Raw genomic sequence first — 15,348 nt, 5'->3', positions numbered from 1 at the left:
CGCTTGAACAAATTAACCATTAAAGCTACAGTAAAGGTGAGAACAAAAAAGTAGGTGGCTGGCTTGGAAAAAAGGTATTTTACAATTGGGATGGCGGGGCATATTGATCATGGGAAAACATCCTTGACAAAAGCCCTCACGAATGTCGATACCGACCGCTTAAAGGAAGAAAAAGAACGTCAAATCTCAATCGAACTCGGATTTGCTCCATTATATGAAGATGATGAAATACAAATATCAGTGATTGATGTTCCAGGACATGAGCGGTTTATTCGGCAAATGATTGCCGGGGTTGCAGGAATTGACCTGGTGTTACTAGTCGTGGCGGCTGATGAAGGCGTCATGCCGCAAACAAGTGAACACCTGGAAATTCTTCGTTTCCTAGGAATCCAAAACGGGATTATTGCCATTACTAAAATTGACCGTGTAGAAGAGGAATTCATTGAACTGGTCAAGGATGATATTTTAGGTGAACTTTCAGGAACTGTATTTGAAGATGCACCATTTGTTCTAGTGGACAGTCTTTCTAAAAAAGGAATTGAAGAAATAAAGGAATTAATCATTAAAACCTTAAAGGAAAAAGAAATGCGCGATGCCAAGGGGGCTTTTCGCCTGCCGATTGACCAGGTTTTTTCGGTCAAAGGCCAAGGAACGGTGGTAAGAGGTACTGTATATGAAGGGACGGTTGAAGAGGGACAGACATTAAAAATTATGCCCACAGGGCTTGATGTCAAGGCTAGGCAAATTCAGGTTCACCACCAACCGGCACAAAAAGCCTTCGCTGGACAAAGGGCCGCCATTAATATATCAGGGGTTGCAAAGGAAGAATTGGAACGAGGACATGTTCTTGTATCATCCGAACATTTTATCGTGTCAAAAACATTGGATGTTGCGATACGGGTTGTAGAAGAACTTGAGCATATTGTCAAACAGCGGATGCCTATTAAGCTTCACATTGGAACTTCAGAGGTAATGGGGAGAATTGTCTTTTTTGACCGAAATGTGCTTGATGAGAAGACGGATGAAATTCTTTGCCAGCTTAGGTTAGAAGAAGAAATTCTCACGAAACGCGGAGACCGCTTTATTCTTCGCAGGCCAAGCCCAGCGGAGACGATCGGCGGGGGCTGGGTTATTGATCCTCGAGGAGATAAATATAAATTTGGAAATCAGACGATTGAAGAGTTGGAGAAGAAAAAGGCAGGTTCCCCGAAAGAGCGAATCTTTACAGCTTTAATGGAAGCAAAAAGTCTTTCCATTACAGAATTAATTAAGCGAACTGCACTTGACGAAGTGAAGTTAACGGAGCAATTAAAGGATGAAGAATTTCTTTTATATAATGGTAAAGAGTTTACAATGATGACGCTCATCCATTCAATCGAAGAGGATATTTATGACCGCTTGCAGGACTATCAACAGCTGCACCCAATGAAATCCGGAATGAATAAAGCTGAGTTGGTCCAAACCATGCAAAAACGGATACCGAAAGCTTTATTGGAGTTCGTACTGGATAACGGTATCAATAATGGAGTTTTTAAAAGAAAAGATCAATTTGTTTCTATTTCTAGTTTTATTTCGCATGTGCCAAAGAACTGGAAAAAACGTTCGGAAAATATGCTTGAAGCATTGAAAAAAGATGGCTTAAAGGTTCGTAATCTAAAAGATTATTTTTCGGCTGCAGGTATTCCTGAATCGTTGGAATTGGATTTAGAGCGTTTCTTAGAAGATAAGAAATTGATTGTTTTATTAGATGAACAACTTGCTTATGCTGGGGAGGTATTCAATGCAGCAGTGGAAAAACTTCGCAGTGGTACCGGTGGAGAGTTTGAAGTTGGAAATGCAAAGGAAATTTTAGATCTTTCTCGAAAATACATGATTCCTTTTTTAGAAAAATTAGACTCAATGGGGTTTACAAACAGGGTTGAAAATAAACGTATTTGGGTGAAATGAAAAAAGCCGTAATCCACTAGGATTGCGGCTTTTACCCTGTTAGGAAAGAAATTCTCCAGGATTTAATCCAAGCTCACGGCAAATATCCGATACCATTTGCTTTTCAAACTGATCAAAATTTCCATCTGCATACCCAATGGCGATACAATAACGGGCAATCAATCTTGCAATTTCCGGTTTAGTTCTTACTTTACCTAATGCACGAAATGCCTCTGCACGGCCCATCATATGATCTTGTTCAATTTTAGATACAAATAAATTAAATTTCTGAATGACTTTTTGTGAGTCAAAAACACGTAGTTCCTCGCTTTGGTGAACAAACTCGAGCATTTTTTGTCGTTCTGATGCATCAAGATGACCATCTGCCATCGAAACTAATGCACACGCAGCAACAACTGCCTCTAAAACATCTTGACTTTTATAACGGTTGAATACCTCTTGTGCCCTTCTTTTTTGCGTATTGGCCCATTCTACATAGTCCGTCTGAGAAGGGGACCAGGAGTTTCCACAGCTGTTACAAGTAAATTTCAGCTGATTTTTCCCAATAAAGCCACCTAATAATCCGATTGGCCCAAGAATAAGCCCTCCAATTGCCGCTTTTCCCAGCCCAAAACCCTTTTGTCCTGTACGGACATTAGATGAATGGCAGCGAGGGCAAATAATATCATCGCCACCATAGGTTGAATGAGCACTTGGAGCCTGAGGATAGGTTTGCGCAGCTGGGTATCCATAGGCAGGCTGTTGATAAGATTGATTTGATTGCTGATAAGGTGTAACAGATGACTGAATTGGCTGAAAAGATTGATTTTGTTGTTGGCCAGGAGGGCTTTGTTGATAATTCGGCTGTTGGTTAGAAGGCGGTGCCGGAGTATCATCAACAGTTACACCGAAATTTTTACAAAGTGCTGCCAATCCGCCCTGAAAGCCGCTAGCGATTGCATTGAACTTCCATTCGCCATTATGTCGATATAATTCTGCCGCCACAATCGCCGTTTCCACTGTGAAATCACGGCCAAGATTAAAGCGTAACAATTCTTCATTGGTTAGTTCATTAAAAATTCGTACATAGGAATCGGAAATTTGTCCAAAATTTTGACGTTTCACTTGAGCATCATGAATTGTAATCGTAAAAGCAATCCGGTGAATATGAAAGGGAACGTTTTTTAAATTGATCTTAATTTGCTCATCATCCTTAACCCCAGAACCAACTCGGTTATCGCCACTGTATAGAATCGATCCGTTTCCTCCAGAAGGGTTATTATAGAAAACAAAATCCAAATCATTTTGCACCATTCCGTTCTGCCCGAGCAGGAACGCGGAAGCATCTAGGTCAAAATTGGAACCCATATTACTAATATTCCAGCCTAATCCTACAACAACATTTTCAAGACCCGGGTGAGACTTGGTTAAATCTACTTTTTGACCTTTACTAAGCGAAACACCCACAACCTTCACTCCTATCCACTTGCATAATAATTTTATTATAAAACGAGATATGTAATTCTAGAAATTTCCCTGTTAATTAATACGGAAAAATAGATGATAGGTTTCATATTTTTATTAAAGATATTCCGAATAGGAAATAATAATATTGTGAATTTTCGATAAATATACTCGGAAACTAATTGTTACTGCAAAAAGGTTAAATAATATGAGAAATGGCGGAAAATTAGGATAGTAAAGATATTTTAGTAAAGTCAGATTTTTTATGAAGGATACACGGATATTTTATTGAAATATCAACTGCTGTCATTTATACTTTTAATAGCAACTAGAGAATTACGAAAATTCAGATATAGATAAAAAGGGGGATTTTTATGGTAGAAAAATTGGTAACAATTATTAATGGTTTTTTGTGGAGCCCAGTGTTAGTCATCTTTATTGTAGCGGTAGGATTATACTTTAGTTTCCGAACAAGATTCCTGCAGATTCGCCATGTTAAAGAAATGATTCGTCTATTATTATCAGGCAAAAGCTCAAATGAGGGTGTTTCTTCTTTTCAGGCATTAGCCATGTCATTATCTGGTCGTATCGGTGTAGGGAATATCGCTGGAACGGCAACAGGAATTGCGTTTGGTGGACCAGGTTCCGTTTTTTGGATGTGGGTTATTACATTTATCGGTGCAGCCTCAGCCTTTGTAGAGTCCACACTTGCTCAAATCTATAAAGAAAAGCAAGATGGAGAGTATCGAGGCGGTCCTGCGTTCTATATTGAAAAGGGACTTGGAATTAAATGGTTTGCTGTAATTTTTGCAGTTGCAACACTGCTTGCTATGGCAGTATTAATGCCAGGTATTCAGGCAAATTCAATCGCAGAAGGCGTTAAGAATGCTTTTGGTATTAACAATGCCGTTACTGGAATTGTGGTTATTGCACTTATGGGTCTGATTATTTTTGGTGGAGTCAAGCGGATTGCAAGAGTAGCAGAATTGGTTGTTCCGTTTATGGCTATTGGATATTTACTAATTGCGATTGCCATTATTGTGGTGAATTTTGATAAAATCCCAGAAGTGTTTACACTTATTTTTAAGAGTGCCTTTGGAACGGAAGAAGTGTTCGGCGGTATTCTTGGTTCTACGATCATGTGGGGCGTAAAACGCGGACTATATGCAAACGAAGCAGGTCAAGGTACTGGTGCACACCCAGCAGCTGCAGCAGAGGTATCTCACCCTGCAAAACAAGGTCTTGTACAAGCATTTTCGATTTATCTTGATGTATTCTTAGTCGTTACTTCAACAGCTTTTATGATTTTGTTTACAAATTCTTACAATACTGTAGACGGAGCAGGAAAATTCTTAGTTCAACATCTAAAAGGCGTCGAACCAGGTCCAGGATATACTCAAGCAGCGGTTGATACGATTTTACCAGGTTTCGGTTCAGGATTTATTTCCATTGCACTATTCTTCTTTGCCTTCACAACGATTTTTGCTTACTACTATATTGCAGAAACAAATCTTGCTTATCTAGTAAAAGGCAAAAACAGAAAATTAGCTATGACATTATTAAAAATAGTTCTATTGGGTTCTACGTTCTATGGAGCAGTAAAAACTGCATCTACAGCTTGGGCTATGGGGGATATTGGTCTTGGTATTATGGTATGGTTAAACCTAATTGCCATTCTTATCCTATTTAAGCCGGCTTTGCTTGCATTAAAGGATTATGAAGAGCAGCTGAAGCAAGGGAAGGATCCGGAATTTAATTCTGCTAAACTAGGAATTAAGAATGCAGATTTCTGGGCCAATGGCTATGAAAAGGCTGAAAAGAATAAAAAGCATGTAGTTTAAATTTTAAAAAATGGAAGCATCAGCCGCAATAGGCTGGTGCTTTTTCAATGTTTAGTGTACAATTTTTTGAAAATATACAAAAAGTGACCTTGTATTCGTTCTTTTTATAAGTAAAATCAAGTATAAGAGGGTTGAAGAGATGGAGAGTGCTATATAGATGTGAAAATATTAACGGTAGAAAATTTAGTGCAAAAATTTTCATTGAAGGTATTAACTGGTGAAAACCAATTACAACAAAAAATCAAGCAATCACGGTCGCATCGTCCGGGTTTGGAATTCGTTGGACATTTTGATTTTTTTCCGACTGAACGTGTTCAAATACTGGGAAGAAAAGAAGTAAATTATTTGCATAAGTTAAGCATTGAGGAACGTCAGATGCGCATTGGAAATATCGTCAAATATCATCCTCCTTGCTTTATTGTTACTGCTGGGGATGAAGGGCTGACCTATTTAAGAAAGTCTTGTATAGAAGAGGGTATCCCGTTATTATGTACAAACACACCTCGAACGACTTCTGAATTTATTACCGAACTTGACGCTTATATGGTGAAAGAATTAGCTCCGGAAATCGCCGTACACGGTGTCTGTATCAATGTGTTTGGAATGGGTATTTTACTTCGGGGAAAATCTGGTGTCGGCAAAAGTGAAATTGCTCACACATTGATCGGCAGAGGACACAAGCTGGTCGCTGATGATCTAGTTGTGTTGAAAAAGCTCAGCCCACGTACGATTCTCGGTACGCATGATGGGAAAACAAAGGAATTTCTCGCCTTACGTAGTGTCGGGCTGTTAAATGTGGTCCGCGTATACGGAATTAAAGCTTTTCAGGAGGAAACGAGGATAGCGCTTGATATTGAACTGACAAAATGGCAGAAAAATTCTCTTAATAATGAATTGGATTACGAACCTGAATTTACAGAATATATGGGAGTTCCAATTCCTCATATTGAGATACAGCTCCAACCTGGCCGTGATGTGGCGGGTTTAATTGAAGCTGCGGCAAATAACTGGCTTTTGAAGCAGCAAGGATACAATGCTGCAGAAGAGTTTATGAAGCGGCTAGAAACTGATTCTAATTGGTAAAAATTCTATTTAAGGTATACTGCCATTTTTGAGTGGCAGTATTTTTTTTAGATAGATAAGTACATATTTTTAATTACTTCTGCCCTTATGTGGGTTTTTTTTAAGGAAAAGTTAAGAATTAATTTGAATAATAGGCTTATTCCAAACTATCAGTGTCCTATTGGACAATAAGAAAAGGAGTAAGTATGTATGAAAAAAGGAATTATTATCGTTCTTTGTATTCTAGTAGTAGGTTTCGTAGGATTTCAGTGGTATAACTCAAGAACAAGTGCGCAGGAAGTAACTACTCAAGTTCGGACAGCTGTTGTTCAAAAAGGTAAAATGGAAGTGAAAATCAGCGGTTCAGGTACAGTCCAGCCGGTAACATCTGAGGATATTAACTCTCCGATTAACAACAATGAAATCGATGAAGTGTTGGTATCAACTGGTGAATCGGTCAAAAAAGGGGAAGAATTGATTACTTTCACAGACGGAAGTGATCCCATTACATCACCTGCATCCGGTGAAATCACATCCCTTTCCGTCCAGGCAGGTCAGCGGGTGACGGACGGACAAGTTGTCGCTCATCTAACAAACTATAAAAATTTACAAACCGTTGTGCAAATTGACGAACTTGATATTCCGAAAGTGAAGAAAGGTCAAGAAGTCAGCATCAAAGTTAATGCATATCCGGATCAAACCTACACTGGAAAAGTAAGCTCCATTGCGGATGAAGGAACTTCGACAAATGGTGTTTCTGCGTTTGATGTAACCATTCATATTACGAAGCCAAGTAATTTAAAAGTAGGTATGAGTACGGAAGCAAGTATCCTAACTGCAAGCAAGAAAGATGCCATTTATGTTCCGATTGATGCTGTCCATACAATGAATAATCAAAAATATGTATTAGTACAGAATGGAAACACTGATACAGCTGTTTCTCAGCAAAAAGTAGTAAAAACGGGATTAGCCAATGAAGATTATGTGGAAATTACCAAAGGTATAACAGCAGGAGAAATTGTTAAATTACCGCAGCTTGTGCAAAATTCTTCTTCCACTACCGGAATGAATCGCCGTATGATGCAAGGCAGCTTTGGCGGCGGTATAGGCGGTTTTGGAAACGGAGGCGGTTTTAACCGAAATGGCGGAGGACAAGGATTTAGCGGAAGGACTGGTAATTAATGCAAAAAACGATTATCCAAATCAGTCATCTCATGAAAACTTATAAGCTTGGCGGAGAAACTGTTCATGCCCTGAATGATGTTTCCCTTGAAATTAATAAGGGAGAATTTTTAGCCATCATTGGTCCGTCTGGATCAGGAAAATCGACGTTAATGAATATGGTTGGCTGTCTCGACAGACCTGAATCTGGAACCTATCTACTGGATGGAAAAGACATTGGCAAAATGAATGATAACCAGCTTGCTATCATTCGTAATGAAAAAATAGGATTTATTTTTCAAAATTTTAACCTCTTAACGAAATTAACGGCAATTGAAAATGTTGAATTGCCTCTGCTTTATCGCGGAGTATCGGCAAAAGAGCGCAAGGATAAAGCATTGGATAGTCTTAAGAAGGTAGGATTGCTGGAAAGGTCAGGACATTTACCATCACAGCTATCAGGCGGCCAGCAGCAAAGGGTGGCGATTGCCCGGGCCCTTGCCGGAGCTCCCTCCATCCTTCTGGCAGATGAGCCGACAGGAGCATTGGATAGTAAAACAAGTAAAGAAATTATTACAGTGATGAAGGAATTAAATGAAGTTGGTCACACGATAATATTAATTACCCACGACCTTGCAGTCGCCAAACAGGCAAAAAGAATGGTCAGCATCCAGGACGGGCAGCTTTTTGAGAATGGAGGGGAGCCCCTTTGAGCATTTACCAATCTATTAAAATGGCGCTTCGCAGCATAAAAAGCAATAAACTCCGTTCTATTCTAACAATGCTGGGGATTATCATCGGTGTTTCATCCGTGATCATATTAGTCTCGATTGCACAGGGTTCTGCGAAAAATGTAACAAGCAGTATCAATCAGCTGGGGACCAATTTGTTGACCATCAATACATTTGGAACAGATTTATCGTTAACAGAGGATAAAATTGATCAATTAACCAAATTAAATGGAGTTAAAGCCATTTCCCCGGTTGTTTCGGGACGTGTTAATGTGAAAAAGGACCGGATCAATTCACAAGTTAGCTTAACTGCCACTAATGCTACCTATTCCTCTGTTCGGGATGCAAAGGTGACTCAAGGCCGCTTCATCAATGATTTGGATATTGAATATCGACAGAAAATTGCTGTCATAGGTTCAGAAACAGCTTCAACCTTTTTTGGGGTAGACAACCCAATCGGCCAATATATCCAAGTGGATGGCACTTCTTTTAAAGTGGTAGGAGTTTTAGCATCAAAAGGAAGTTCCTTAGGTCAAAGTGGAGATAATGTCATTATTGTTCCGTTAAGTACCGGTCAGCGCTTAGTGAAAAGTACGAGTATAAACCAAGTATATTTACAAGGAAAAAGCCAAGACCAGATGGATTTTGTCATGAATGAAGTGGAGCGAAAGATGGCAAGCTTGTACCCGAATAAAAGTGATTCTTACAGCGTTACCAATCAGCAAGATGTCATGGACACATTAAGCTCAGTCTCTAATACGATGACAATGATGCTTGGCGGAATTGCAAGCATTTCCTTGTTAGTAGGCGGTATTGGAATCATGAATATCATGCTTGTTTCTGTTTCAGAACGGACAAAGGAAATCGGTATCCGGAAAGCAATCGGTGCCAAACGGCGCGATGTCCTACTGCAATTTTTAATTGAAGCGGTTGTCTTAAGTTCAATGGGGGGAATCATCGGCATTCTTGCTGGAATTGGATTCGGAAAGATCATTGCCTCATTGATGAACTTAACGATTGCCTATTCGACATCGGTGATTGTTTTGTCCTTTATATTCTCGCTTTTGGTCGGTGTTGTGTTTGGTGTATTCCCAGCCAATAAGGCATCAAAATTAAGCCCGATACAGGCTCTTCGTTATGAATAAATGATGGAAAAAGAGCGATCGTATATTGCGGTCGCTTTGTTTCCTTTATAATAGGAGCTAGACTATTTTTTTTAAAAGGAGCGCAAATCATGCGTTTATTAGTTGTTGAAGATAATCTGCCATTGTTAGAGTCCATTGTTGAATTATTGTCAGATGAATTTGAAGTTGATCAGGCATCAAATGGAGACGATGCCTTGTTTTTAGCAAGGCAAAATATACATGATGCCATTGTTCTGGATGTAATGATTCCCGAAATCGATGGATTCGAAGTCCTCCAGTTGATTCGCAAGGAAGGTTTGAAGACTCCGGTTCTTTTTTTAACTGCAAGGGACTCGTTAGAGGATCGCGTAAAGGGGTTGGACAGCGGCGGTGATGATTATTTAGTAAAACCCTTCCAGGCAGCTGAGTTAAAAGCGCGAATTCGTGCTTTATTAAGGCGAAGCGGCAGTCTCACTACCGATCAAACCATCAAATATCGCGGTATTGAATTGTTGGGAAAAGAAAGAGATATTCTGGTTGAAAGGGAACCAGTTAAATTAACAACAAAGCAATATGAATTATTAGAATACCTCATTCAGAATAAAGGGGCGATTTTAACAAAAGAACAAATTTATGACCGGGTGTGGGGCTTTGATTCAGACACAACGATTGCAATTGTTGAAGTGTTTATGCACCATCTCCGCAAAAAACTGGAGCCATTCGGCTATCATTCAGATATCAAAACTATCCGCGGTGTCGGCTATATGCTGAATGAGGAGTAAAGGGGACAGCGAATGTTTCGGCAAACACATATACGGCTTACTCTGTTAAATTCTTTAGTCTTTATCATTTTAATTAGCATTCTTGGAAGTATCATTTATTTTTATACTGAGAAAAAATTATATCAGGATGTGAATCGATCCCTGTTGGAATCTGTGAATCATTTTCAGAATGAACAGTATCATCAAGATCAAGGGCTTGATGATGACAATGGGCCGAAATTTATGCACCGAGACCCGCGGATTATGACATTAATATGGGATGAAAACAATCATCTCATAACTGACCAAAACCGGGAATCCGTGTTATTTAAAGATAATGAAAAACGCATCCGACCGAAGAAATTGGATTCTTTGCAAGATGTGAATGTTGAAAATTTTTCTTATCGCTATATTTCCACAAAAATTGATGTTCCGCTTTTAGGAAAAGTAACCGTTCAAGTGATTCGAAATACCAATTCCGAAAAGGAATTATTAAACCGCCTGTTATTAATTATGATGATTGGTTGTGGAATTGGGGTTATATGTGCCGTGGGTATAGGTTATTTCTTAGCGGGAAAAGCATTGGTACCGATAAAAAATGCCTGGCAAAAACAACAGGAATTTGTCTCAGACGCTTCACATGAATTAAGAACGCCTCTTGCGGTTATCCAGGCAAAAACAGAATTGCTTTTTCGCTCTCCTCAAGCAACGATTCAGGAGAAAGTTCTCGACATTTCCACGATTTCAACGGAGTCTAGGAGACTTTCAAAGCTTGTTGGCAATTTATTAATGTTGGCTAGATCGGATTCAGATCAAATTGAGATGAAGAAGCAGAGTTTTCGGTTAGACGAGTTGTTGAAGGAAATTTATCAGCACTATGAAGAGTTTGTTTCGTATCAAGGGAAGACCATCCATTTAGATGTTCAGGAACCGGTTCAATTTCTTGCGGATAAAGAAAGGATTCATCAGTTGATTGTAATTTTGGTGGATAACGCAACGAAATATACGAACGAAGGCGGCAAAATTCGGTTATCCTGCCGGCAAAGCTATTCTTCGATTATATTGAAGGTAGAGGATAATGGAATTGGAATTCCGGAGGCAGATATCCCGAAAATCTTTGATCGTTTTTACCAAAGTGATAAGGCGCGAACATCCGTGGAAGGTACGGGATTGGGCTTGTCGATTGCAAAATGGATTATTGAAAAGCACCATGGTAAAACAAAAATACAAAGCAGTGATGGAAAAGGAACAACGATCGAAATTATTTTTCCAAGAACCCAGAAGAGTTGATTTGGGTTCTTTTTTCTTGGCTGTGTTATAGTACATTGTTGATTTTTAAAAGGACATTGCTTAGAGCGGAAATCAAAAACAAGTTAAACACAGCCTTTTCTTAAGAAAAAGTTAAGGAAGTCCCTTCATAATATTTTTATCCAACTGAACCGGGAAGGGAGATTTTTTGCGATGAAAAAAACTAGAAGAGCACATTTATGGATTGGTTTGATTGCATCCATCTTTATTTTTATGGAATCACTTACTGGTTTGTTGATGAACGAGCCATGGTTAATTGGACAAACTCAAGGTGAAGGAATTCGCGGAAATTTCCAGCCTGGAGAATTTAATCAACAATTTAGTCAAGGGTCAAATTCACAAGGATCAAGTCAGGCTTCTGGACAACCAGGGATGAATAATAATGGCCAATTCCAAGGCAGGAGAGGATTCGGAGGGAATAGGAATTTTACTCCCGGCATGTTCAAAAGAGAATCTCAAGGAATGATGGGAATAATTCGTGGACTTCATGAAGGGAGAATTGGTACAACAAACATCAAATGGCTGATTGACTTAGTAGCAATAGCATTGATGGCCCTGACAGGAACTGGAATCTATTTATCCATTAAAGTTCTTAGTGCTGAAAGAAAACGGAAAAATCGCAGCGAAGACCCTTCCGAAGTACTGTAAGATTGGTAAAAAAGCTGCCATTCAGCCGGCAGCTTTTTGTTCTTTTTTCTTCATTCTGTTCCTTTTTCCAATTCTTCTAATCACAAAAATTCCAGTAATTAATGCTAATAAATTCAATGAATCTCCAAAGTTAATCGTTAAGCTGAACTGATTATTCACTTTCACATCATTTTTGTTTTTGTGTGTGCCAGGGGAAATCTCCTTTTCATTTTTTACCACAAATCCACCTCCAAAGGAAAACAACATATACTAGAATAAATATGAAAAAAGGCTTGGTTTCATGACCAAGCCCAAAATCATTTTACAATCACGGTCCCTTTAAACATCCCCATTCCACAGCTAAAGGTGTATTCACCCGTTTTGTTCGGTGTAAAAGAGAGATTGGTTGTTCCAACTTTTAAATTGACATTGTTTATATTAAACTCAGGCATTGTGAAAGTGGATAAGCAGCTATTTTCTAACGGATTATCAACGATGAGCTCGACGGGAACTCCTTTTTTCACAGTGATGACGTTTGGAGAGTAGCCCTGTTCAGTGACCTTCATTTGAATCTTTGGTGTTTGTTCATTGGATACATCGATTTCCTCTTGCGTAATTGAGGCGCTATTTTGAGCATATGCATCATCACCTGGTAATTTTACATAGTCACTTCCATACATAAATAAAAATAATGAAACAGTAACCACGCCGGCAGAAACAATCGCAAAAGGAGAAATTGCCTGGGTATCGAGCGAAAACTTTTTGTTTGTTTCTACCAATACAAATAAAATAACAAGACCCATGATGATGATATATAATCCTAGCAAAATAGCAAGCATGATAAATGGATTTTCAAACTGAAGCATCACTCCGAGCATTGCCCCCATTAGGCCGCTCATTAATCCGGCAAGGGCTCCATCAAGAATTGCCATTAACCCTATCGGCTGTCCAGCTAGGAATCCAATAAAGAAACCAATAATCATACTAGCGCCACTTGAAAGAAACATATCACCCGAATAGAGGCCAATTAAATATCCGGATAGGAGTCCGGCCATCATCGCCACGACCATTGCAATCATCATGCCGGACATGCAGGTAATTTTCTTTTTCTCACGGTGAACCAGATAAAGACAATATACAGTCATGATGCTTAAAACAGCAGTGGTGATTATGGATAAAATATTCATATGTAATTCTCCTCATATTGAGATGGGATGAAAAATTAAACAAGATAAGTATATTATAAAGGGAATAATTGAAATGGAATTTCTTTTTTATAGGGATTTTTTGAACGTTTGATGAAAACTGAAGGACAATAAAAAAGACGCATAGGCACGTCTGGAGGCTGATCATTTATCTTTTTCTTTATCGAATGTATTTTTAAAAATCCGCTTTAATGCCTCATTTTGCATTTTTATATAGTCAAGAAGGAATTTTTTTTCTTCCTCTTCCTTATCTAAATCCTCTTGCTCCTGTTTCATGGAAATCCACTCCTTTTATTGACATTTTAACCGATTTTATCAGGCTGGGAAATCCCTTCAGAAATATATTCCAAAATAGGATTTGACAATTTGTGTCGAGAAATATATAATTTTTTCAAAAATACTAATTGAAACATTGACGGGGACTAGTAAAATGAAGTTGTCTTATCTAGAGAGGAAACCATTTGGTGGAAGGTTTCTTAAGATGGTCATTTGAACCTGCCTCTGAGTTCTGTATCGGATCCTTTTTGAAGATACACGCGGATTAATTCCGTTATCATGATGAGTGTATAAAGCATGTGCTTTATGAATTTAGGGTGGTACCGCCAAGGCCTTGGTCCCTTTTTTGGGGATTCTAGGCCTTTTTATATTTAAAAATTTAATGAGGTGTCAAAATGGCAAAAGAATTTGTAAAAGACATTACAGCCATGGACGAGGATTTCGCCCAATGGTATACCGATGTTGTCACAAAAGCGGACTTAATTGATTATTCCAGCGTACGCGGGTCGATGATTATTCGTCCGTATGGATATGCTTTATGGGATAATATTAAAAATGAGCTTGATCACAGAATCAAAGAAACAGGACATGAAAATGTGTATATGCCGCTGTTTATTCCTGAAAGTCTGCTACAAAGGGAGAAGGACCATGTGGAAGGATTTGCTCCGGAAGTGGCTGTTGTCACACATGGCGGTTCTGAAGAATTAACAGAGCGATTAGTTGTTCGTCCAACTTCAGAAGTTCTTTTTTGCGAACATTATAAAAATATTATCCATTCTTATCGTGATTTGCCAAAACTATATAACCAATGGGCAAACGTTGTACGTTGGGAAAAAACTACCCGCCCATTCTTGCGTACATTAGAGTTTTTATGGCAGGAAGGCCACACATGTCATGCGACTGATGAGGATGCACATGAAGAAACAACTAGAATGCTAAATGTGTATGCCGATATTTGTGAAAATATTTTGGCGATTCCGGTTGTAAAAGGTCAAAAGACGGAAAAAGAAAAGTTTGCCGGTGCGAAATTTACCTATACCATTGAAAGCTTAATGCATGACGGTAAAGCCTTACAATCAGGTACTTCCCACCACTTAGGAACAGGATTCGCGGAAGCTTTCGGTATTCAATATACCGACCAAGAAGGTAAGCTTCAGCATGTTCACCAAACTTCATGGGGATTCACGACTCGTATTATTGGTGCTTTAATCATGGTTCACGGTGATGACCGCGGTCTAGTGATTCCGCCAAAAGCAGCACCGACTCAAGTGATGATTGTGCCAATTGCTCAGCATAAGGAAGGCGTCCTTGATTTTGCCTATGATTTGAAGGAGTCGCTGTCTAAAGTTGCCCGCGTTGGAATTGATGCCAGTGACAAGAAGCCAGGCTGGAAGTTTAATGAATACGAAATGAAGGGTATACCAGTACGATTAGAAGTTGGACCAAAAGATATCGAAAACAAGCAAGTGGTATTGGTTAGACGCGATACTTTAGAAAAAGTTGTTGTCCCAATGGACCAATTAGAAACCAAGCTTGTTGAATTGCTCGATGATATTCAAACGAATTTATATAACAAAGCATTGACCCACCGTGAAGAAAGGACGTCTGTTGCGTTGAATTTCGATGAATTCAAGACGACGCTAGAAACAAAAGGCGGATTTATTAAGTCCATGTGGTGTGGTGATGTAGCGTGTGAGGAAAAAATTAAAGAAGAAACAAGTGCAACATCTAGATGTATGCCTTTCGAACAAGAGCAATTATCCGATACATGCGTATGCTGCGGCGGTAAAGCAGAAAAGATGGTGTATTGGGCAAAAGCTTATTAATTTTTAAGACTCTTCCATTATATTTGGGAGGGTCTT

The 15,348-nt window shown here is 39.0% G+C and carries 14 protein-coding genes and 1 other annotated feature; of the genes, 10 read left to right on the top strand and 4 right to left on the bottom strand.

Annotated features, from left to right (window positions below; genetic code table 11):
* Positions 1 to 63: 63 nt before the first annotated feature.
* A complete protein-coding gene (gene selB / locus E2K98_RS07375) occupies positions 64 to 1,947 on the top strand; it encodes a selenocysteine-specific translation elongation factor (RefSeq protein ID WP_133333603.1) in 1,884 nt (627 codons plus the stop codon).
* Positions 1,948 to 1,986: 39 nt separating this feature from the next.
* Here selB and E2K98_RS07370 read toward each other — a convergent pair whose 3' ends face one another.
* On the bottom strand, positions 1,987 to 3,393 hold the full coding sequence (locus E2K98_RS07370) for a TerD family protein (protein ID WP_133333602.1): 1,407 nt from the start codon (positions 3,391 to 3,393) through the stop codon (positions 1,987 to 1,989).
* A gap of 371 nt (positions 3,394 to 3,764) precedes the next feature.
* Here E2K98_RS07370 and E2K98_RS07365 point away from each other — a divergent pair, with 371 nt between their 5' ends.
* The 8 genes from E2K98_RS07365 to E2K98_RS07330 all read left to right on the top strand — a co-directional run bounded on the left by E2K98_RS07365 (position 3,765) and on the right by E2K98_RS07330 (position 12,026).
* Positions 3,765 to 5,231 carry an alanine/glycine:cation symporter family protein gene (locus tag E2K98_RS07365; protein WP_133333601.1) on the top strand — a complete coding sequence of 489 codons (1,467 nt, stop codon included), beginning with the start codon at positions 3,765 to 3,767 and terminating at the stop codon, positions 5,229 to 5,231.
* 159 nt (positions 5,232 to 5,390) lie between these two features.
* Positions 5,391 to 6,314 (top strand): HPr(Ser) kinase/phosphatase, encoded by a 924-nt coding sequence (gene hprK / locus E2K98_RS07360; RefSeq protein WP_133333600.1) that lies wholly within the window; start codon positions 5,391 to 5,393, stop codon positions 6,312 to 6,314.
* A 189-nt stretch (positions 6,315 to 6,503) separates the two neighbouring features.
* Positions 6,504 to 7,475 (top strand): efflux RND transporter periplasmic adaptor subunit, encoded by a 972-nt coding sequence (locus E2K98_RS07355; protein WP_133333599.1) that lies wholly within the window; start codon positions 6,504 to 6,506, stop codon positions 7,473 to 7,475.
* Complete coding sequence (locus tag E2K98_RS07350; protein WP_133333598.1) at positions 7,475 to 8,167, top strand: ABC transporter ATP-binding protein; 693 nt, start codon at positions 7,475 to 7,477, stop codon at positions 8,165 to 8,167. The genes E2K98_RS07355 and E2K98_RS07350 overlap by 1 nt, the downstream gene beginning before the upstream one ends.
* On the top strand, positions 8,164 to 9,330 hold the full coding sequence (locus E2K98_RS07345) for an ABC transporter permease (RefSeq protein ID WP_133333597.1): 1,167 nt from the start codon (positions 8,164 to 8,166) through the stop codon (positions 9,328 to 9,330). The genes E2K98_RS07350 and E2K98_RS07345 overlap by 4 nt, the downstream gene beginning before the upstream one ends.
* 89 nt (positions 9,331 to 9,419) lie before the next feature.
* Complete coding sequence (locus tag E2K98_RS07340) at positions 9,420 to 10,091, top strand: response regulator transcription factor (protein ID WP_133333596.1); 672 nt, start codon at positions 9,420 to 9,422, stop codon at positions 10,089 to 10,091.
* Positions 10,092 to 10,103: 12 nt separating this feature from the next.
* Complete coding sequence (locus E2K98_RS07335; protein ID WP_133333595.1) at positions 10,104 to 11,360, top strand: sensor histidine kinase; 1,257 nt, start codon at positions 10,104 to 10,106, stop codon at positions 11,358 to 11,360.
* 171 nt (positions 11,361 to 11,531) lie between these two features.
* Positions 11,532 to 12,026 carry a PepSY-associated TM helix domain-containing protein gene (locus E2K98_RS07330; protein ID WP_133333594.1) on the top strand — a complete coding sequence of 165 codons (495 nt, stop codon included), beginning with the start codon at positions 11,532 to 11,534 and terminating at the stop codon, positions 12,024 to 12,026.
* 21 nt (positions 12,027 to 12,047) lie between these two features.
* Here E2K98_RS07330 and E2K98_RS07325 read toward each other — a convergent pair whose 3' ends face one another.
* The 3 genes from E2K98_RS07325 to E2K98_RS32000 all read right to left on the bottom strand — a co-directional run bounded on the left by E2K98_RS07325 (position 12,048) and on the right by E2K98_RS32000 (position 13,486).
* A complete protein-coding gene (locus E2K98_RS07325) occupies positions 12,048 to 12,245 on the bottom strand; it encodes a hypothetical protein (RefSeq protein ID WP_133333593.1) in 198 nt (65 codons plus the stop codon).
* A gap of 77 nt (positions 12,246 to 12,322) precedes the next feature.
* Positions 12,323 to 13,192 (bottom strand): cupredoxin domain-containing protein, encoded by an 870-nt coding sequence (locus E2K98_RS07320; protein ID WP_133333592.1) that lies wholly within the window; start codon positions 13,190 to 13,192, stop codon positions 12,323 to 12,325.
* Positions 13,193 to 13,354: 162 nt separating this feature from the next.
* Positions 13,355 to 13,486 carry a hypothetical protein gene (locus E2K98_RS32000; protein ID WP_268884039.1) on the bottom strand — a complete coding sequence of 44 codons (132 nt, stop codon included), beginning with the start codon at positions 13,484 to 13,486 and terminating at the stop codon, positions 13,355 to 13,357.
* A 127-nt stretch (positions 13,487 to 13,613) separates the two neighbouring features.
* Positions 13,614 to 13,832: a binding site (T-box leader), on the top strand.
* Positions 13,833 to 13,881: 49 nt separating this feature from the next.
* On the opposite strand from E2K98_RS32000, the gene proS reads away from it, so the two are divergent.
* Complete coding sequence (gene proS, locus E2K98_RS07315) at positions 13,882 to 15,312, top strand: proline--tRNA ligase (protein WP_133333591.1); 1,431 nt, start codon at positions 13,882 to 13,884, stop codon at positions 15,310 to 15,312.
* Positions 15,313 to 15,348: the final 36 nt, after the last annotated feature.

This window comes from Bacillus salipaludis, assembly GCF_004358205.1.
This window is presented reverse-complemented; position numbering and strand designations above follow the sequence as displayed.